Genomic DNA, 20,282 nt, shown 5'->3' with positions numbered 1-20,282 from the left:
TTATTAAAAAATATATGTTATGATGAGAATCTCAACCAAATTTTGTTAAATTATTTTATTTTGTGAAAACGAATTTCCTTGTGAAGATTTTTTCGCCCACAGATATGCGCATGATATAGATGCCTGAACATATATTGTCGTAGGGTGTCCAGCACAATGTATATTTCCCCCGTGGAAGTTTTGTCTCGCAAAGTTTTTGGACAAGTCTACCTTTGGTATCATATATTTCTGCCCTCACAATGGAGCTTTTCGGAAGCTCAAGGGTTATCTTTGCGCTTGAATTAAAGGGATTTGGCACGACATCGCTGACGATAACCTCATCCGGCTTTTTTGGGCTTGAAATTGAATATGGCGTTAAAATGTAGAATTTTACCGCTGAGCTATCGTAGGGCAGGCACGCCGGTGGGTATCCTGCGTTAACATATGCCACACCGTCACCGTCCATGTTTTCTATGCCTATTGTCGGTCTTCGGCGGAGCACACTGGGAACATGAAGGTATTGCGCTATTATGCTAACTACATGCGGTATTTCATCTATATCGTCGAAATACGGTATCATCACTTCGAATGTGGCGTTGACCCCCGATGAATCGCCATACGGATAGACATGTTTCCACTCGACGATGAACCTGTTATTAGCTGTATCGTCGTATGCTATTACTTTTCCATAGGGCATGGTCGCTGGATGTGGCGGTCGTGGTATTAAATCGACCCAAAGAGGAGCTATAACGAAATTTGGCAAAAGTGCGCTCGGCATGTAGCCAGTAGATGGTCTTCCGCTGCTGTAAGATAGGTCGAAAGTAAGCCAACCGTTGGTGCTTATTTTGACATGGTGGCTGTAGATAGGCTCGAAAAACCACACCAGCCCGCCTATGTTTATCGGATTTGATAGAAGGTCGTCGTGAGTGGAGTCTATTATCGTTCCAGAGCCGCCCGCGGCAGGGTCTATTTCGACCCAATCGAACTCTGGTGCGAATGTGCTGTCATACCGGCTGTCGATGAATGCTGCTATGGTCGTATCTCCGCCGATGTGAGGGTTACCAACGATGGTGGTTATTTTTACTGCGGGCGCACCAGCCGGAAATATGGAACGATTAGGTATGACAAAATCATCCCAGAAAACAAAATAGTATTCTATCGTGTCGCCGAAAAAGATGCTGTCAAGCCAATAGTAGAAGTTCTCGTCAACATGCATGTAGGAGACGAGTACGCGTGGATGTCCATTAACCCAGACATACATTGTATCAGCACTTATCCCCATCGGGTCGTTTGCCGAGACAGTAAACCTGTAGCCGCCAGCATCGTCGCAGAAGTATATCACAGGCTGGCTGTAGTGAACTATTACAGGTCCTATAGTGTCACGAGGTATGGTTGATGGGACGAATCTTATCGCGAGCCCAGGGAAGATGGGGTTGCCGGGTGGATTGCCATTGAACTCGTAGATAAGCGATGTTCTTCCGTCGGGTGAGGATATCCCAATTGTAGCTGACTTTCCGTAAAGATTGTTCCAAACGCCAGACCCGCTATGTGATGGACCATACTGGAATAGTATCTCACCGTTCTCAAATAGTCTTGCTTCGTATGTGCAGTAGTCCGTGGTTGAGGAGTACGGTAGATACGATTGTCGCCATATTACCGAAAAGTATCTTATGCTGTCAGGCGTTAGCCCGCTTTTTACATAAACTGACGATGGTGGCGAGGCAGAAGTCCTTATGTAGTGGTCATCCCAGAATGGTGCTATCGCGCCTCGTATGCTGCCTGTGGGCAATGTGTCGTTGGTTGGCAGTGCGCTGCTTACTGAACTCACGGAAATAAATCCATTGCTCGAAATCCAGATTCTCCTCACGAATCTATCGTAGTATGGAAATGGGAACGGTAAGTCAAATGTCGTTGTTACATCGTCGCCTGATAATGTTAGTTGTGTTGCGCCAGCAAGGTCAATGCCAAGGAATCTGGCTGCTTCTGTATCGGGGTAAAAATTGTCATACCATCTGAATCCGCTTGCGTCTGGGCCACCGCTCGCAAAGTGCTCTGCGACAAAAAACCTCGTTTCCGAGGTATCGTCAAATGGGAACGAGTCTGCCGGATGGTGTATTGCGACCACAGCTGTATAGGAATCGGGAACTGAAAAACTAAGAGTAGGGAAGGGCACGAGATTCGTTTCTGCCGTATCTATATTGAAAGTAACCGATTCCTGGTATATTATGCCTGCGGTGTCACCAGTTATGGTTATTTTTGCTTTCGCAAGGTCCTCGTCGTATCCGCCAAGGTCGGTTATAATGGCTTTCGGGGTTATCGTTATGAGTGAGGGGATAGGTGTTACGGGGAAAAGTTCTACGCCCAACGCTGCTATGTCATGAGTTGAGCTTAGGTCTATAAACTCTATCCGCATGCTATCCCTTAGTATTGGCGAGTTATACAAGTATTGCACTCCTTCTGTTCCCGTGCGATTTTCTATTCCGACGGTCGCGCTTGCGCCGAAACTTATGGCTGTCGAACCGGCCCACTCAACATCGAGGTATTGAAATGCTATTTTTCCGTTTCCAGTTGGGTTCTCGTAAAGTATTGCTTCAAAAGTTATTCCGTCCCGTCTATAGGAGTATCTGAATATGTTTGCCCATATTATTGCGACCCATCTATTTGGTGGTGAACCGCCAGTCTTAAAGTATATGACTGGTCTTGGCAGCGTTGTTCCTGCTGGAATAGGTCTTAAGTCGTCCCAATAAGGCGCTATGTAGGCGTTGGGGCTCGCTGTATTGGGAATGGGATGATTGCGCCATATGGCTGCACTATCAGGAAAAAATGTTATAAGACCGTTGCTTGAAACCCACATGCTGTCGTAACCAATGGAATAAAATCTGAATGTGAAGGGAAGATGAACAACCGTAGTATCGTCATCACGGACCATGGCTCCGGAAAGTAGTGTCCCACCTGTGGTATCGATCCAGTCAAATGTTATGCCGGTCCTTCTGCTATCGAAAGCTATGTATCTTTGGGATAAGATCTGATTAGAAGATAAAACAATCAGAATCAAAATGCTAACTCTTCGCAGCATTTCTCATCACGCCCCCTGACTTTGTGAGTAAAATGGTTTATTCGATGCTTTTGAAGAATTTATCCAGTTCATCGGGATTTGTGAATCCTATGGTACTATAATAGCATCCTTTCCTGTTGCAGAATTGGAGGTCGCCGCCGCTTTTTAACTTTAATCTTAAAAGGTCGCCTTTACAGTAGCACTTGTCAATTTTTGGCAAAGGTTTTTTGCAGTGTGGGCAGTAGAATTTCACAAGGTCCCCGGGCAGAATGTTGAGCTCCGGTGGTTCTATCGTCTCATGGTCACCGTAGATGGCTGATATCCATATTATCCCCTGCCTGCCCTTGTTTTCGACGAGAAATTTGAGCGCTGGTCTTTCTTTGATCTTTACCTCAGGGTCGTTAAGCAGTTGGCCACAGTTAGGACAAACTATTTCGAGGTAATAGTGCTTCATTTCCTTTTTACTTAGATTTTGAATTTGTACATTACTCCTATGCCGATGTATGTACCTCGGCTGGAACCCAAGAGACCTTTTTGAAAGTTCAGTTCGAGTATGAAGTTGTGGTATTTAATCATCGCTGCCGCTCCGAGACCGAGCCCAGCCATGTAACAGGACTTGAATTTCGGATTTGACTCTATCAGCTTAATATAACCAGCATCCGCTGTTCCTTCAACAAATATAAGCAGTGGGTCTATGAAGTAAACATTGTAAAGAATATTTGTGCTTATTCTTTTTTCGCTTATTCTTGCTATCTCGTCCTTTATTTCCTTAACATCGTGGGAAGGTGTAATAATTGTGTCGAGAAGATACACATATTTGACATTTGCGTCCGCGAAATGAATGTGAGCTCTAAAAATAAATCTGTTCCATATGTAACCGCCACCAATGATGAATTCGTTCAGCGTTCCGAGTAAGTTTTTAAAGTATATCGTATCAGTAAGTGATGCATAATTTCTTCCCGGGCGTTTGGGAGCGTCGTCTTTTATGGTGAAAGCAAAGTTTTTGGATGGGGTTATAGAGCCGTAAAAAATTCCTACCAAAACTGGATTATAGGTGAAAAATCGTTCTTTTTCCGCCACTATAGCCTGCTTGAACTGCTGCGCGCGTTGTTTCCTCATTTCCCGTTCCTTAAGCTTTCTCTCGTGAGCGGCTATTTCCTGTTTAAGAAGCTCCATATCGTGTATTTTTGCGCGGGCTTTATCGACGAACTCACCATCGGGAACCTGATTTATGTATCGGTTGAAAAGCATGATAGCCTCGTCAGCAAGGTCCGAGCGCATTTTAAGGTGTGCTTTCTCCGCGAAAAGCTGGGCTATGTTGAAGTAGTATTTAGGTGAGAGTTTTACAAGTTCTTCCCACGCATCGAGGTACTCGTACTGGTTTTCTATTGCCTTTTCGAAGTTAGCTATAGCTTTTTCCTTCTCGCCAGCTCTAAGGTAAATTTTTCCCGCAGCATATCTTAAGAACGGGTCGTTTGGGTGAAGTTGAACAGCTCTTTCGATTTTCTCCTTGGCAACATCTATTCTTCCCGCAAGGTAGGCTGTCCACGCGTATCTGTAAAGGTAGGCGGGATTATTCATGCTGTCTTCGTAAACTCTTTCGAACTCCTCGAGGGACTTACCCGCAACAAAACTAATTTTCTCAACGGGTTTGAAAAGGTCTCGATATTTATCGAATTCTCCTCCAAAGGAAAGTGCAAAAATTATGAGTGATAGAAAGAATATTTTTTTCATAATTTACCTCCGAATTTGTTTACCAAAAAAACTATCTGGGTTCGAGCTCCTCCTCGCGAAATTCCTTTAATGGGATTTCCTCGTCCCAGCTTCTGCCAGCTTTGTATTCGAAAATACTTTGCGTGTTCTCTCCAACCCACTTGAATATTTGACCGATGTTTATATCCTCCGGACATGCTTCCTCGCAAGCGCCACAGGCGACGCAGCTTGTGGACATGTGTGACATTCGTCCGAGATGGAATAGCATAACATCCGTAGGTGCTCTTAATCCACCCTTACGCGAAGCTAACTCCACGAAAACATCCCCCTCAAATTCCATCGCCTCCGACTCGAAGAAACATTCCCTGCAGAAACATATGGGACAGTTGCTCATGCAATTGTGACAATTTATGCAATTGGCAAAATTTTTGGCTAAATTCTCTATTCCTTTAACACTTTTCTCAAGCTCTGCGTATAGTTTTTCTTTCTCCTCAATTCTTTTCGACAGGATTTCCTTATAACCTTTATCCGGTGCTGATTCTATGAATTCGACCCCGATTTCATTAAGGAATGCTTTCCCTTTTTCCGTATATGCGATAAGCGGTTCGCCGTCCTCGAAAACAAGCCATCCTATGTCGGCAGTATCTGCTCGCGGGTAATCGCAGCTACGGCACAATGGGCGTAGCATGCTGCCGTCCTTTCGCGCTTCAGAGATGAATTTTTCCGTGTTCGGAATCTCATTGCCCCTTATTTCTTTTCTGGGAATAGTGCCATAGCAGTCGTGAACGAGGTATATTATGTTCTCGTTCTGGATTTGGGAAAGTTTGGTTAGTTCCACTACTGCTCTCATTTCGCACGGTCGTAGTATTGCGAGGATTGGTTTTTTTGGTGGTCGCACGAATGTTAGCGTTTTTATAAAGTCTGCACCGTTGCCCGGGAAATATGGCATCAGTGGGTCACAGCCCTCAAGAAGCTCGACCTTCGTTATTAATGCATGGGCTGCGGCATCGTTTGAAGTCCTCTTCAGCGTTATAACGCCGCCAACCAAGTCTCTCTTTAGCGATTCGCTTAGGATTTTTTCTAAGAATTCGGTTGGTGTCATTTCAAAGCCCCCATTTTTTCGTTTGGGATTTCAAAGTTCCCACATTTCTCCCAGCTTGTTGGGACCCGATTTTCTTATTTTTTCCGTGAAGGATGCCATTGTGTCGGCGAATTTTTTGCCCTCGCTCGCGCTAATCCACTCGAGGTGTATACGCTCGTGTTCGAGTCCAAGGGTTTCGAATATCTTTTTTATTATGGCTATTCTTCGTCTCGCTTTGTAATTGCCGGTAAGGTAGTGACAGTCGCCCGGATGACATCCACCAACAATAACACCGTCTGCGCCAAGCAGTAGTGCTTTTATGACATAGCTCGGGTCCACGGAACCTGAGCACATTACTCTTATGGGTCTTACATTGGGCGGGTATTCAAGCCGTGATGTGCCGGCGAGGTCTGCCGCCATGGATGTGCACCAATGGCAGAAAAACCCTACTATCTTTGGCTCAAAAGGCACCTTTTACCTCCTGTCATTTCTGGGTTATCAAATATAAAAATCAATCAAGCTAACGCAAACTTTTTATTGTGAGCAATGTTTTATGGCAAATTTCATAAAAATATAGGTAGGAAAATAAGATAAAAACATTTAAAGGCGGCATCACAAACTACTCGGAGCAGGCTTGAAAGTCAACACTTAGAATCAACCTTTAGTAGGCGAGTTCAGAATCGTAGGTTCATCCTTTTTCCGTCTCAGAAACCATCTTATAACATCAGCCTGCTCATCCTTGCCCATGATGGCTAAAATCAAAGCCCTATAGCAGAGTAATTGCTCCAATATCACCTCTCTATCCATCAACCTTTGCAACCTATCCTCCCTGCCTACAATAACTTATAAGCAAAAAAATTTTTTGCGCAAGTATTTTTTGAAAAATTTTGATTTTTTTATTCTTTTTGGGCAGGGCTATATGGCTTTACATTTTCATCTTAGCCTTCCTTTAACCGCCAATCATATGGAATATTGTTGTCGTAAGGGTCGAGCCGATATTCGTCGGGTTTTTCGTAGTTGTAAGGATGGGTGGGCACATTAACTACTATAGCCTCTTTTGTACCCACACCTTTCCAGCCGTGATAAACGCCCGGTGGAACATGGATTAGTGTGGGATTATGCTCACCTATAAAGAACTCGTTTATCTCGCCGTATGTTGGCGATTCCTTTCTCGCGTCGAAGAGTGCCACGCGAATCATACCGCTAACGCAGGCGAAATTGTCCGATTGAATTTTGTGGTAATGCCATGCTTTAACGACGCCCGGATACACGGTTGTTATGTACACTTGCCCAAATTTCTCAAATATTTCGTCGTCTGAGCGCAGGATTTCCATAAGCCTTCCACGCTCGTCCGGGATTACGCGAAGTTTTTTTATCTTAACCCCATCAATCATATCTCGGTCCTTTTGGTTATATAAAATTCTTCATTTCTTCTTTAGATAAGCTTTCTTTATATACACTGGTTTCAAGGGTTTGTCTCTTTGGTCTCTTGGTACTGAGGCTATCTTCTGCGCTACATCCATGCCTTTTATAACATAACCGAAAACGGTGTATGCGCCGTCAAGCTGGGGAAGGTCATCAAGTGCTATGTAGAATTGGCTTCCTGAGGATTCTCTGCGTGGATTAACCTGGTCAGGAAGTCTTGCCATTGCTACTGCGCCCTTGGTGTGCTTTAAATTTATTTCCGCGGGGATTGTGTACCCAGGTCCGCCTGTACCGTCGCCCTTGGGGTCGCCACCCTGAATCACGAAACCCGGAATAACCCTATGAAATGTCAGACCATTGTAAAAGCCCTGTTTTACCAGCTTTATAAAGTTTTCGACAGTTTTGGGGGCTGCATCGGGGCGAAGTTCTATTTCGATGTTACCGAAATCGGTCTCAAGGACTACCACGGGATGTTCCGTTTTCTTTTCTTCCGATTTCGCCTCTTTCTCCTTGCAACCTGCGACGAAAAGCAGCATTGCTGAGAGAATAATTGTGAGATACCTCATTTTTCCTCCTTTTTACTTTCTTTTCCTTTCAAGTATAAGCCAGTGTTTCGCGGCAGAGGCCTTTGTGAAAATCAGGTTACGATATGATTCGTATTCATCGGGCGGAATAAGTTTGTCAGTTCTTATGTCTTTCTCGCGCACGACTATTTTGTTGCCGCTCTTTTCGTACTCAAATTTAAGCTCGTATAGTGCCGAATCGAGTTTTGCTTCGATGTTTTGTGGAATGTGGTATGGTTTAAATTTTTTCGGAATTGTTATTATCCATACCCTCTCGTGGACGAGGGGATCAGGAAGCCACATTGGCGTTTTCCTTTCCGGCAAACCAACAGTGTAGGTTGAATATCTGAGAAGCGGTATCTGGAATGCAAGCATTTTCGCACCGGCTTTCTGCGCAAGTTTTGGCGCTGTTACGCTCCAGAAAAGCCTTACTGTCGAATCGAGTGAACCTATACCCTCGATCTTGTAACTTATTAATTTTGCTCCCGGATGTATATTGCCCGACCTGGTTTCGTAGTCTTTATCAATTTCTTCTTTGCGTTCTTCACGATAGTATCTCATATCAACTGACTGATAGTTGCCATAAGTCTTTTTTATTTCTATTTTTCCATTCCCGTTTTCATCTATTTCCACAACGATAGTGTCCACTGTGCCATATGTTGAAAGTTTGCAGTGAGGTATGGTGTCTATAAGTGTTTTCTGAGGCGAGACCCAAATTCCAAGTTGTCCCTCGAATGACGGTGGTATGGTTCCAAGAGGAAGATATTTTCTATACGGCAGTCCTAAAAGTGTTCTACCATCTGGCATGTCAACGAAGAGGGCGACGCGACGAAACATTCTCAGAATCGGCATCTTGAAAATAGCTGGCTTGTCGATTTCGTCAGAAACATAGATTATTCCGCTATTAACGCCCGCGCGTTTGAGCATGTATACAGCGAGTGCGCAAAGGTCAAGATGACTCGCTACACCGTCATCAAATATTTCCGAAACCTTACGGGGAAAGAATCTCGTTAATTCAGGCTCGGCATATGCTTTTCTAAATTCTATGTTCAGATACTCGTAGATTTTTGCGACTTTTTCCTCGACAGATTTTACTCCACTAAGCAGTGAATCCACGAATTTATCGAGTTTCTGGGAACCATCGAGTGAAGCTCTCAGTGAGTCGCTAAGAGCATTGAAAACCTCATTAGGACCGATACCGTAGCCAATCCAGATTGTGGGGTTGAACTTTTCCGGTGGTGCGGTGTTGGTTTCAGGGATGTAGGGTGGTATGTCTTTTGCGTGCCATCTGAGAATAAGATAATCATCCTTCTCTGATATGTCGGGAAGGTCTTTTAGAATGCCAGAATTTGCAGGGTCATCCATGACATACCGGAAAACATTTCCAAAAGCTTCACTGGGAACTTTCACAGTAACTTCTATGTTGATTATAGGTTCGTTGTCGCCAAAGACATGGTGCGACCAATAAGGTTTTAGCTGGCTTAACCCCTCGTATCGTATGTGGAATTGGTAGTCAAATACGGAGCCTACTTTGAGCTGAGGCAATGCGAATCTTATTGTGCGAGAAAAATTATACTGTGGATAAGTTCCCAAAGGTTCGCCGAACTCTATCGCTGCGTCGTCGAGATGGTGCACCTTGCCATCGGGCGAGATTGTCCTGCAAAAGTCTATGTCACCGTATTGCCATGGTTTGATGTATATGATTGCTTTTACGGCGTTGTCTGCTTTTCCACGCTCATTAAGCACCACTCCTATGTGCCTTAAGGTATATTCGCAGTTCCCGTCACGAGTAAATTCTACTCTTACTGACCTGTAAAGAGTTATGTACGAAGCTTTCGGGTATTTGGCTTTGGCGCTATCCTTTATGGCTAATGCGCTGATAAGCACAGAATCAGTTATGTCGTCGACCGTTTCCCATTCGTCTCCCGGGCGAGGATGAGTAAGGCTTAATCTCACGACCTCATCGATCTTATACTTTTGCTTCCCTTCTTTCGTTTCTATAACGACCTCTTTTTTTGTTATTTTGATTACATTACCCCTTATCTCCTCGCCATTTTTCAGGAAAAGCACATCCCTATATGCTGCGCCCAGCGCCAAGGATACAATAATTAGAACCAGTAAGGCATATCTTCTCATGGTTCCTCCATTTTTTTGTTCTTGAGACTACCTATAAGTTCTTGGGCTTTTTTTAGATAAAAGTTTTTCTTTGGTGAAGGCGGTAAACTTTTCAATTCTTCCAATACTTTTTGTGCTTTGTGCACTTTTTCAGCGATAATGTATTGTTTGATTAGTTCGTACTTGTATTCCGGGTTTTTGGGGTCAAGTTTATTTGCAGCGATTATGTATTTCAGGGCATTATCCTGAGAGGCATCCCCGAGGTCATAGGGCATCCTTTTCAAAAGCGAGATTTTCGAGACATAGCGATTCCAAAGTCCCATAACAAGCAAGTTTTCTGCATTATTGCTGTCCATTGATTGTGCAAAATTAAGTTCCTCTTTCGCCCTACTCCACATAGCCATGTCGTTGGTTTTTCCCGCCTTAGCGATTATTAAAAGCAAATTTCTCGTGAGTTCTGTGTGTGCTATTGGTATTTTTTTGTCGGTTGATATCGCCTTCGTAAGATAGTCGTTCGCCTTGCGCAGTGTGTCGATAATCCCGCTGTTTATTGATTCGGCTATTCTGTTAAGAGCTGCGCCAATTCGCCACATTACATCGGGATTGTTAGGGGAAAGTTTTTCAGCTATACGATAGTTTTTCAGCGCATCGTCGTATTCGCCGCGTTTCATGAAATGGTCTCCAGCCCGAATGTAGTAATTTATGTCTGACGCTGATGCGATTATAATCGTTAACGCCAAAAATATATTTATCACCACAGTCTTCATTCCTAACCTCTGGAAAATTAAGTTACTAAATTAATTTAGGTATGTCAAGAAATGCTAATTCACAAAAGTTTTGATATAAATTCTTTTATTAATCGGATGAAATCGTCGTGAGGTTCTATTTTTAATGCTATTTTTACTGCGAACATGTTTTCAGGGGCGAATGCTTTTATTCTCACAGCGTCCTTTTGAGTCGTAAGTATTATTTCTGCGCCAAGTTTTTTAGCATCGCGAACCACACGCTTCACCTGAGCCGGACGATACAGTCTATGGTCGAGGAACCATTTGTGTCCGACTATGCTGGCTCCGCACTTTAGCATACTCTCTGTAAACCTTTCTGGATTCGCGATTCCAGCAGTTAAATATACTTTCTTCCCGTTAATCCAGTTTATGTCAAAGTTTGTCTCGGGATTTTTTAGGTTGAAAATAAGTTCAGGCATTGTCTGGAATGTGAAGACATGTCGAAAGAATTTTTTCGTGTATTGGCAATCCCTGCCTTTTTTCGCGATCGCTATCGCTTTGTTTTTATCAATTTCTCTCAGTCGCCAAATTGTGTCACGCCTCAGCCCAAAGGGAAAGATCGCAGTTTTTGCTTCTTTGCAGGTTAGCATCAGGATGTCCAGATCGCGTTTCGTGCAAAGATTCTGGAAAGCGTCGTCGAGTATGTACACATCCACTTCATCTTTTATCGCTTCGGCCGCTAACTCTCTGTTTTTATGTATTGCTATCGGTGTGTTCGGCAGGTTCTGTGCGAGCATTGCTGGTTCGTCACCCGATATCGGCCAGTTTTCCGGTGGGCCATGAAGAACTACTAAACCTCTAGACTTTCTTCCGTAGCCGATTGTTATGATGCCGGGTCTAAGTCCCATTTTGATAAGTGTTTTGGCCAGAAATTCTGTCATGGGTGTTTTCCCTGCACCACCAATGATGAGGGAACCTATGCTTATAGTCGGTTTGGGGAGATTTCTTTTTGGCAGAAATCCGATTGTGTAGAGTTTGAATCGAACCCAAAAAGGAAAATCTAACAGTTCGGTTAATACTTTCATGGGATCAGTGATAGTAGTGACGCCACATCTTGGTAAATTCTTTCTCGTAAATTTTCGCGAGTTCGGGCGATTTTATTATTAGGAGATTTTCATGGTTATAAATATTTGCTGATACTGTCCAGTTGTAGGAGCCCGTTATGACTATTTGCGTGTCTATCACGGCGAATTTGTGGTGCATTAAACCTTCGCCGCGGTTGGTCGCTATAGGGATTCGATATTTTTGCAAGTATCTTTTTTTGCTATACTTGCTTCGATTCTGGTCTTTGTCCATTATTATTCGGATTCTCACCCCTCTTTTCTTGGCTGCCACAAGTGATTGGGCTATTTTTCTGCTCGTGAATGAATATATGGCTACATCAATAGTTTTTTTGGCGGAATTTATTGTTCTTATCACAGCTTGCTCGCAACCGCCCTCTGGAGAGAAATACACTTGCACAGAGTTTGGTGTAAGCTTGATGGACCTGTTCAGCGTTGATGCCGTTATAATGTCACTTTTCTGCCATATGAGTGTTGCCAGTGCCAAAAGAAGCAAAAACCAAAATATAGTGGATGATAGCTTTTTTCTGCGCCTTGCCAATTAAGCCTCCTTCTTTCTTTTATAATTTATGTGTTGCCTTATTTTATCAAAATATTTATTTAGAATAGACTATAATTTATTAAGGAGGTTCAAATGAGGCGATTTTTGGTTATTGGTTTTTTACTCGTTATCATGGCATCCTCGCAGGCGGGTGGACTTCGTCCCATGGCAAGCGGTTCGATGGGGATTAGCCTGATGGGGGATAATGCATATTTTAACCTTGGTCTGGGTGGAGTAATACCTATAAAAAGTGGACTTTGCGCGAGATTCTGTGTTATGAATCTTCAGGCTGGCGAGAACACATCTTTCTATCTTGGGACAGGCGCAGGAGTTGGATTGGCTTATTATGTTCCTATGAAAAAGTTTAGCCCTTACGGTTTGTTATCGATGAGTTTAAATACTATGAGCAATTACACATCATTTGGGATTGTGTTTGGTGGCGGCGCCCAAATGCGTTTGAGAGGAATTCCAGTATTACCTTTCGGGGAGATAGGTTTTGGTTTCCAGTCTGTATCGTATGACAGTTACAGCAATACGGATGTTTTGTTTAACATGTTTTTTGGCGCAAGAGTAGAGTTCTAATAAAGTATGAAAAATTCAATTTCTCTTTTGCTAATTATTCTATTCAGCGTGGCGGCACTGTCGCAGGTGCCGGAGATAGACCCGCGCTATCACACCTATGATGAGGTGCTATCAGAGATCGACAGTATTGCTGCGGCAAATCCATCCATATGTTATGTTGAAACTGTTGGGGTAACGGGTGTTGATTCGTTGCCCATAATAGCCATAAAAATTTCCGATAACGCTTCGCTTGACGAGGATGAGAGTGCTGTGCTTATCGTCGCTGGCCAGCATGCGCGTGAACCCGCTGGAACAGAGGTAGTAATGTGGCTCATAAAATATCTTGTGACCAATTACCCTGCCAATCCGATTGTTCGAATGTGGCTCGATTCACTTCAGATATGGTTCATCCCTGTGGATAACCCTGAGGGGCGACAGCTTGTTATGATACCGGGGCCCATGCATACTTTGCATTGGAGAAAGAACAAGCGAGATAACGATTTAAACGGTGTTTTCGATACGCTTTTCGATGGTGTTGACCCTAACAGGAATTATCCTTACAGGTGGAGCGAATTCACGGATACCAACATTTCTTCGGAGTATTATAAAGGTCCGCATCCATTCTCTGAACCTGAAAGTCGGGTTGTTAAAGAACTTGTCGAGAGGTTTCTCCCAACAGCTGTGATAGACCTTCATTCTCCGGATTCAATAGGTGGAAATAAACTTTGGTTCTGCTGGTGGGACCCCGATGTTGGTCGGTACCACATGGAAGGATACCCTCATTACCAGCAGGTGGGAAGCGGATTGGCGCGCAATACGATGACTGAGATTACCGGAACATATTATACATGTGCTGCATCGTACAACACAAAGCCCAAACTGCAAACATGGGTCTACTGGAAAACAGGAGCTTGCGCAATATTAATGGAAATAACGAACAAATGTTTTTGGCATGGCGATACAGTTGATACCATTGCCGCTCGTGTGGGACGAGGACTTTTCTACATTTTTGATAGGATGCTAGTGCAGGGATTGGTAGTGCATGCTTTTGATAGTTGGGCTGGCGTGCCTTTGCGTGCGCAGGTTATAATTGATGGGGTTACCGATACCACATTCCCACCGAGACTATGTGACCGACATGGCAGATATCATAGATTTTTGGCGGTTGGCACATACGACATAACGGTGCGTTATAATTATCGTCAGAGAATTTTTCCGGGCGTGCCCATAGCCTCAACCATGAACACATATCTTTCGGTTGACTTTCCAGGCGCGTATGTAGCCGAATCTGCTGAAGAAACTCATGCTGCCACTATAGGTGTGAGGTCTGGCAAGATTCATTTCTTTGTGCCGGAGCCTGCGGTATTAAAAATTATCGACATTTCTGGAAGGGAAATCCTAAGGAAGCGAGTAAGCGGCTACGGGCAGGTTAGTATTCCTCCTGTTAAAAGCGGCGTTTACATCGCCTTCGTTTTCTTGAATAATAAGGTGTTCGCGAAAAAGTTCGTCATCGTCAAATAATCCTGCCATTTTTTGATGAAAAAGCTGAGACACATATTAGAGTATGTTATAACGCTTATTCTTGTGGGTTTCATAAAGATTTTGCCCGTTCGGTTGGGGCTTGCGTTCGGCGCGTTTTTAGGACGGCTTTTCTGGATTATTGGGGTCCGCAGGCGAGTCGCTGAAAGAAATTTCAGCCTATGCTTTGGAGAAAGGTTCACCAAAAGTGAAAGGAATAAAATACTTGTAAGATCCTACGAAAACTTTGTGCGCTCGGCTGTCGAGTTCGTGATTATGCCAAAAATCCTGCGAAAGAGGACAGTGAGATTTGATGGAATAGAGTATCTTAAGGAGCTTGCTAACAAAAGAAGCGGAGCTATACTTGTCACGGGGCATTTTGGTAATTGGGAGCTTTTTGGAGCAGCCCTTGCCCATGAGGGAATCCCGATAGGAGCTGTCGTAGCAAGGCAGGCGAATAGGATGGTGGACAAACTTATTAATTCCATAAGGAAGAAGTGCGGCATTGAGGTTATATATCAAAGTGAATCGGCATTCGGGATAATAAAGGCTCTTAAATCGGGGAGACAGGTAGCGCTGCTTTCCGACCAGGATGCGCGTGAGAGGGGTGTTGTGGTGAAGTTTTTCGGCAAAGAAGCCTCAACACCGAAAGGTCCTGCCCTCATAGCTTTAAAAACGGGAGTTCCGATAGTTTTTGGTGTGATAACACGAGAATCGGATGGGATGAACCACATTGCAAAAATCTTTGAGCCGATATATCCGCCAAAAAACACCAAAAGTATTGATGATACCGTTTACCAGCTTACCGCAAGGATAACTAAAATGCTTGAGAACGCTGTCGAGAAGGAACCCGAACAATATTTCTGGATGCATAGACGATTTAAAAGCACACTTGGATATTAGCGGTTTTGTGTCCATATTTCCCTTGAAAAAGTGGTTTGAGAAAATCATATTCAATTGTGTTCTAATAAGGTGGTGCATAATGAGATTTGGCATTACTTTTTTGTTAATAATTATTTTTTCGTTCTCGTGCATTGCTCAAAAGTCCGTTTTCACCGCTATTGATGAAGCCTACAATGCCTCGGAGATAACTTTTGACCAGGCAATGCTTTACAAAGTTTACGCTGTGTTTGCTCCTGAAATGCTGCCACAGCAATTCCAAGGTTTGCCCACTCCTATTTGCCCAACGCCTACCTTGGCTTCAGTTTACAGTAATCTTGATAAACTTTCGGAGGAAGTCAGAGCGGAGATAATGGGGATAATGGCGAGACCGAGTCTTCCATTAACCTATTCCACCACTCACTTCGTATTTCATTACACGCTTACTGGTCCAGATGCGGTATCTGGACTTTCGTATGTCATGCAGATGGCCAGCGCGTTCGAGGATGCATACAATTTCATTACTGTGACCAAGGGTTACATAACCCCGCCCTCTGACGGCACGGCGGGTGGCGACTCGAGATACGATGTTTATATAGTTAGTCTTCCACCAAATATCCTTGGCTATACCGTTCCTGAAGCGGCTGGGCCTGCTCCGTGGAACGATGCAACGAGCTACATAAAAATGAGAAATAGCTTTTCAGGATTCAGTTCGCCGCTTGATTATATGCGAATAACCGCTGTTCATGAGTTTTTCCACGCTGTCCAGTTTGCGTATGATTATTCCGAGCAGCCATGGTATATGGAGGTATCATCGGTGTGGATTAGCGATATCAGATATCCCGCTGCGGATATGGAGCACATGTTTTTGGATACTTTTTTCAGGAATCCGCAGATGTCAATAACGACCTACGACGGTGCTCATGAGTATGGTTCATATATCTGGAATACATATCTCTCGTTAAATTATGGTGATACTATTGTCCGTGTTATATGGGAACGCAATCGGTTTGCGACATGCATATCGTCATTTCAAACTGTTCTTGCTCGTTATGGAACCAGTCGCTCGAGTGCATTCGCTGATTTTTTCGTGCAAAATTACTTTACGGGGACGAGAGATATTTATCACTTTTATCCCGAAGGTGGTGCGTATCCTCTCGTAAGGCTCGAGACTGTGCATACAACTTATCCTGCAAGCGGTGGGACTTCACATCCACCAGCGAATTTCGGGGCAAACTATGTAAAATTCGAAATTCCTACGGGAGAAACGAGGGACTTTAACCTTACCTTTGATGGTGACGACGATGTTAATTGGGTTGTTTCTGTTGTTGTTCCAAAGGCTGGTGCAGCACTTGTCAGAAATATTACTCTTGATGAGCATGCTTATGGGAATATAACGATTCCGCACGCGGACTACTCGTCAGTAGGGGAAATAATCATGGTAGTATCTAATGTTAGCACTTCCCCTGACACAGGAGAATACACTTACTTTGCCGATTTCGTTACAACCAGTTCGACATACCCGCCACCTGAAAATCTTAGAGTTGAGTTTACTTCGCCTGATTCTATCTGCCTGGGATGGGAACCACCCCCTGGTGTGGGACCTGTTGAGATAGCATATGATGATTCGAGCGGTGAGGTATTTTGGCCAAGAAGTGTACCACCATACGGCACAGTCGAGTACGAGGCAGTAAAATTCAGTGTCTCCAGAGCATGCTCATTGATAGCCTTGAAAGTTTTCGCTCGAAACGATGGTTCTTCGGGCAGATTTCATGTCTGGGGTGATTCAGCCGGACTGCCAAGACTTGGGACTGAGCTTTGCCCTGCGATTAACGATACCCCGGCTAATCTTAGCTGGACAACAATAAGTATTCCTGGTGGAGCATATGTTCCCGCAGGTGACTTTCACATTGGCCTTGAGCGAGCTACCGATATGCCTGCCATAATGGTTGACACGACTGGTGCAGTTGCTGGTCGTTCTAACATACGGATTTCTGGGATCTGGTATTCAGTACCTGCTAACTTCATGATAAGGGCTTTGGTTAAGGCGGGCGCAAGGTTTTATGTTCTTTATCCTGTGGAATCGGAAGCATTCAGTTTATACAGGGTATATCGTTCGAAAACACCTGGTGGGCCATATACTCTGCTTGATAGTGTTACTACCAATGAGTTCACCGATACGACAGTGTTAGCTGATTCTATGTATTATTATGTGGTGACCGCTATCTACGATTCGATTCACGAAAGCGCCTACTCAAACGAGGTTGTTGCAGTTGCTGAGTCTGTCCCGCCGGTCGAGGTGGAAACACTTTCCCATGATGATGGTGACCCTGCAATGTATTATGGGGCTAATTATAACGATAGGTTCGCTGTTGTATTCTCGCCAAGAGCATCGTGCCAGATATTGACACTTGAGTACAGAGCTCAGAACATGGGTTCGGGTCCAGGTTACTTTGGGATTGAGCTTTATTCATTTTCACATGGTCATTTTGGCAGAGATTTGATGCCACCGCTTTCGTATCCGACGGCGCCAGATGCTGACGGATGGACAAGAGTGGACATATCGAGCTTTGAAGTTTACTGCTCAAGCGATTTCGCTGTAAGCTTCGTGATAATGGACACGGCAGTTTATCTTGGCGCAGATAGCCTGAATGATGGCAATTCTTGGACATATATAAGCAGGTGGGGAAATTGGTACATAGCCGATGCGCGCTATTTTATTCGAGCTGTGGTGCGTTATCTTGGCGGGACCGAAACATACACGATAACCGGCACGGCATATCTTGGGGCAGGCACAGGTGGCGCACCGTTGCCAACGGACCTTTCGGGAACCATGATAAGAATCCTTGAAACTGATGATGTGGATACGACAGACAGTCTGGGAAACTACGAATTCACGGGTATTTCGCCTGGTGTGTACACCATTGAGGCGTTTCATCCGGGATATGAACGACAGCGTGCAGAGGTGGTTCTGGTTGATAACAATGCGGTTCAGGATTTTTCGCTCGTTCCTTTATTTACGCCATTAAATCCACCGCAAAACCTTCTGGCGAAAAATTTTCAGCCATCGCGGATTTCGCTTACTTGGGCACCACCCCGAGGACAGGACGGAACTTCTGGAAGATTAATGTTTTATAATCCTTTAACTACTCTCTGGTTTTACGATACTATTCAAAATCCGGGCGACCTTTACACAACCCGTTACGAAATAATGTTCCCATGTTCTCTAAGGAAAATCGGCGTTTCATTCTATGATAGGGATAGTGTTTACGAGGATGTTTCGATTCACCTTTGGCTTGATGACGGTAATGGTTATCCCAGTCTTGACTGGGAGTTGATGGATTCTGTGGTGGTTACGCCAGTTCCATATACTACTACGATACAATGGACTGTGGTTGATGTTTCGACGCTTGGGGTGGTGTTGTTGCCGGGGCAGGCGGTTCATCTTGGTGTAAGAGTACTTGGGCATCATTCTTCAGTGCTTTCGAGCGACACGATTCCAGATGGAGACCCACCAAGATGCTGGGAATATAACGCAGTTCTGGGCACATGGAACCCCTCGGGTGAGCATTTGATGTACATGGATGTAGCATATTTTACTCACATTACTGGTTTCCCAGGTAACCCGACTCGCTTTGAGGGTTACATCGTTATGAGAGCTGACTCTTCTGACTCCTTCATCGAGATTGCAAGGCTTGATTCGACAGCTTTCGTTGATACGACAGTTTCCGACAGTGCGATTTACAAATATTTCGTTTATGCGTCCTACGAGCATGGCTTTTCAACGACTACGGATACCGTAAAGGCTATGGCGCTGTCGCGTAATGATTCAGCCTGGGTGCTTCTTGTTGATGATGATATGAGTTCGCACAGTGCAGTTTGCCCAGATGAGGGGGCTGAAATAGCAAATTTGTTGTTCGAGCTTGGAGTGCCCTTAAATGGCGTTGACCTCGACAGCAGCGAGTTCGTCCCGATGGATACGCTTTCTCACTACAGGGCGGTTATCTGGAACTGTGGAATATCTTATGCAAGGAATTGGACGCTTTCCGATAGCGAGGAGGCAAACATTGCACGCTATCTTGATGCAGGCGGTAAATTTTTGCTTTTCGCACAGGATTACCTGTGGGATAGATATCGTGATAGTGTGGCTTTCCATAGTGGGAGTTTCCCGCATGACTATTTGGGTGTAAGTCGTGTTATGCAGGATGTGGCTACCGTAAGCGATACAGGCGGAAGATTCGTAGGTTATGGAGTTGCTTCAGGTCTTCGATACGGCGTAAGAAATCCATTTGGAAGGCGTTGGGCATTGTACCCGGATGACATAGTTGGAACTCTCGGCGATACTCTGCTCGTGCTTGACCTCGATACTGTGCGCTTTAATGTTGGAATAACTTATCGAGGAGGAGCATTCAAGTCAGCGTTTGTTACTGTTTCGCCACTTTCGCTTTCCGAGCGCGATTCCTCGACGGTAACATTTTTGCGGAGAATTTTATACGATTACTTCGCCATCGATGTGGTGGAGACAGTTGAAACACTTTGCATGACCTATCACATTCTGCCAGGTTATAATCTTATTTCGGTTCCTTTTGCTCCGTTCGATTCTCTTGTTGATTCTCTTTTCCCCGTAAACCTTGGAGCCTACGGCTATGACGGGCGGGCTGCAACATTTTTTGCAGCAGAAACGCTCCGCCCAGGAAATGGCTATTTCGTTCTTTTCTCCGATTCACTTGATATTGATGTGTGTGGCTATTATATTGATTCGCTGAAAACGAGGCTTTATCGTGGTTGGAATCTTTTCGGTGTGCAGTGGCGTGATAGTTTATTCTGGGAGATTGACAGTATGGAGTTCATTCCGGCTGCGGTAAGGTCGCTTGAAATTTGGAGCTATGACCCCATAACGGGGATATATTCGAGACCAGATACGCTTTTCGTTGGAAAAGGTTACTGGATTCTTGTTCGGGATAGTTGTATTTTGTGGTTTGGAAGGTAAATAAAAAGGAGAGAGT

16 protein-coding genes are annotated in these 20,282 nt (G+C 44.3%); 4 read left to right on the top strand and 12 right to left on the bottom strand.

Going from position 1 to position 20,282, the window contains the following annotated elements:
- Window positions 1-55: 55 nt before the first annotated feature.
- The 12 genes from J7J62_07245 to J7J62_07190 form a co-directional block, all read right to left on the bottom strand.
- Window positions 56-3,055 carry a T9SS type A sorting domain-containing protein gene (locus J7J62_07245; protein ID MCD6124950.1) on the bottom strand — a complete coding sequence of 1,000 codons (3,000 nt, stop codon included), beginning with the start codon at window positions 3,053-3,055 and terminating at the stop codon, window positions 56-58.
- A gap of 37 nt (window positions 3,056-3,092) precedes the next feature.
- Entirely contained in the window at window positions 3,093-3,488 is a 396-nt protein-coding gene (locus tag J7J62_07240) for a hypothetical protein (protein ID MCD6124949.1), read from the bottom strand.
- Window positions 3,489-3,499: 11 nt separating this feature from the next.
- On the bottom strand, window positions 3,500-4,768 hold the full coding sequence (locus J7J62_07235; protein MCD6124948.1) for a hypothetical protein: 1,269 nt from the start codon (window positions 4,766-4,768) through the stop codon (window positions 3,500-3,502).
- Between the two features lie 31 nt (window positions 4,769-4,799).
- Window positions 4,800-5,849, bottom strand: coding sequence for a 4Fe-4S binding protein (locus J7J62_07230; GenBank protein MCD6124947.1), 1,050 nt, complete (start codon window positions 5,847-5,849; stop codon window positions 4,800-4,802).
- A gap of 30 nt (window positions 5,850-5,879) precedes the next feature.
- Window positions 5,880-6,248 carry a hydrogenase iron-sulfur subunit gene (locus J7J62_07225; protein ID MCD6124946.1) on the bottom strand — a complete coding sequence of 123 codons (369 nt, stop codon included), beginning with the start codon at window positions 6,246-6,248 and terminating at the stop codon, window positions 5,880-5,882.
- Between the two features lie 234 nt (window positions 6,249-6,482).
- Complete coding sequence (locus tag J7J62_07220; protein ID MCD6124945.1) at window positions 6,483-6,647, bottom strand: hypothetical protein; 165 nt, start codon at window positions 6,645-6,647, stop codon at window positions 6,483-6,485.
- Window positions 6,648-6,766: 119 nt separating this feature from the next.
- Window positions 6,767-7,222 carry a dTDP-4-dehydrorhamnose 3,5-epimerase family protein gene (locus tag J7J62_07215; GenBank protein MCD6124944.1) on the bottom strand — a complete coding sequence of 152 codons (456 nt, stop codon included), beginning with the start codon at window positions 7,220-7,222 and terminating at the stop codon, window positions 6,767-6,769.
- Between the two features lie 30 nt (window positions 7,223-7,252).
- Entirely contained in the window at window positions 7,253-7,819 is a 567-nt protein-coding gene (locus J7J62_07210) for a peptidylprolyl isomerase (protein ID MCD6124943.1), read from the bottom strand.
- Window positions 7,820-7,831: 12 nt separating this feature from the next.
- Window positions 7,832-9,952: a DUF3857 domain-containing protein gene (locus tag J7J62_07205; GenBank protein ID MCD6124942.1), complete on the bottom strand. Its 2,121-nt coding sequence runs from the start codon at window positions 9,950-9,952 to the stop codon at window positions 7,832-7,834.
- Window positions 9,949-10,698: a tetratricopeptide repeat protein gene (locus J7J62_07200; protein MCD6124941.1), complete on the bottom strand. Its 750-nt coding sequence runs from the start codon at window positions 10,696-10,698 to the stop codon at window positions 9,949-9,951. Before J7J62_07200 ends, J7J62_07205 begins: the two co-directional genes overlap by 4 nt.
- Window positions 10,699-10,757: 59 nt before the next feature.
- On the bottom strand, window positions 10,758-11,741 hold the full coding sequence (gene lpxK, locus J7J62_07195; protein ID MCD6124940.1) for a tetraacyldisaccharide 4'-kinase: 984 nt from the start codon (window positions 11,739-11,741) through the stop codon (window positions 10,758-10,760).
- Window positions 11,742-11,745: 4 nt separating this feature from the next.
- Entirely contained in the window at window positions 11,746-12,318 is a 573-nt protein-coding gene (locus tag J7J62_07190) for a phospholipase D family protein (protein MCD6124939.1), read from the bottom strand.
- A 93-nt stretch (window positions 12,319-12,411) separates the two neighbouring features.
- Between J7J62_07190 and J7J62_07185 the strand changes: the two genes are divergently transcribed.
- The 4 genes from J7J62_07185 (at window position 12,412) to J7J62_07170 (ending at window position 20,266) form a co-directional block, all read left to right on the top strand.
- The gene (locus tag J7J62_07185; protein MCD6124938.1) at window positions 12,412-12,900 is read left to right on the top strand and encodes a hypothetical protein; all 489 of its coding nucleotides are present in this window, start codon (window positions 12,412-12,414) and stop codon (window positions 12,898-12,900) included.
- A gap of 6 nt (window positions 12,901-12,906) precedes the next feature.
- Entirely contained in the window at window positions 12,907-14,400 is a 1,494-nt protein-coding gene (locus J7J62_07180; protein ID MCD6124937.1) for a T9SS type A sorting domain-containing protein, read from the top strand.
- Window positions 14,401-14,415: 15 nt separating this feature from the next.
- Window positions 14,416-15,300 (top strand): lysophospholipid acyltransferase family protein, encoded by an 885-nt coding sequence (locus tag J7J62_07175; GenBank protein ID MCD6124936.1) that lies wholly within the window; start codon window positions 14,416-14,418, stop codon window positions 15,298-15,300.
- A gap of 79 nt (window positions 15,301-15,379) precedes the next feature.
- A complete protein-coding gene (locus tag J7J62_07170) occupies window positions 15,380-20,266 on the top strand; it encodes a hypothetical protein (protein ID MCD6124935.1) in 4,887 nt (1,628 codons plus the stop codon).
- The last annotated feature ends 16 nt before the right edge of the window (window positions 20,267-20,282 follow it).

The organism is bacterium (assembly GCA_021159335.1).
In the GTDB taxonomy this organism is placed as follows: domain Bacteria; phylum UBP14; class UBA6098; order B30-G16; family B30-G16; genus JAGGRZ01.
The sequence above is the reverse complement of the archived record's forward strand: the minus strand, read 5'-3'. Positions and strand labels throughout refer to the sequence as shown.

Bases quoted from the DNA above. Each gene is read 5' to 3' on its own strand.
- lpxK (MCD6124940.1), bottom strand. From the start codon at position 11,741: ATGAAAGTATTAACCGAACTGTTAGATTTTCCTTTTTGGGTTCGATTC.
- J7J62_07235 (MCD6124948.1), bottom strand. From the start codon at position 4,768: ATGAAAAAAATATTCTTTCTATCACTCATAATTTTTGCACTTTCCTTT.
- J7J62_07170 (MCD6124935.1), top strand. From the start codon at position 15,380: ATGAGATTTGGCATTACTTTTTTGTTAATAATTATTTTTTCGTTCTCG.
- J7J62_07240 (MCD6124949.1), bottom strand. From the start codon at position 3,488: ATGAAGCACTATTACCTCGAAATAGTTTGTCCTAACTGTGGCCAACTG.
- J7J62_07175 (MCD6124936.1), top strand. From the start codon at position 14,416: ATGAAAAAGCTGAGACACATATTAGAGTATGTTATAACGCTTATTCTT.
- J7J62_07225 (MCD6124946.1), bottom strand. From the start codon at position 6,248: ATGGCGGCAGACCTCGCCGGCACATCACGGCTTGAATACCCGCCCAAT.
- J7J62_07210 (MCD6124943.1), bottom strand. From the start codon at position 7,819: ATGAGGTATCTCACAATTATTCTCTCAGCAATGCTGCTTTTCGTCGCA.
- J7J62_07230 (MCD6124947.1), bottom strand. From the start codon at position 5,849: ATGACACCAACCGAATTCTTAGAAAAAATCCTAAGCGAATCGCTAAAG.
- J7J62_07245 (MCD6124950.1), bottom strand. From the start codon at position 3,055: ATGCTGCGAAGAGTTAGCATTTTGATTCTGATTGTTTTATCTTCTAAT.
- J7J62_07205 (MCD6124942.1), bottom strand. From the start codon at position 9,952: ATGAGAAGATATGCCTTACTGGTTCTAATTATTGTATCCTTGGCGCTG.
- J7J62_07215 (MCD6124944.1), bottom strand. From the start codon at position 7,222: ATGATTGATGGGGTTAAGATAAAAAAACTTCGCGTAATCCCGGACGAG.
- J7J62_07185 (MCD6124938.1), top strand. From the start codon at position 12,412: ATGAGGCGATTTTTGGTTATTGGTTTTTTACTCGTTATCATGGCATCC.
- J7J62_07200 (MCD6124941.1), bottom strand. From the start codon at position 10,698: ATGAAGACTGTGGTGATAAATATATTTTTGGCGTTAACGATTATAATC.
- J7J62_07180 (MCD6124937.1), top strand. From the start codon at position 12,907: ATGAAAAATTCAATTTCTCTTTTGCTAATTATTCTATTCAGCGTGGCG.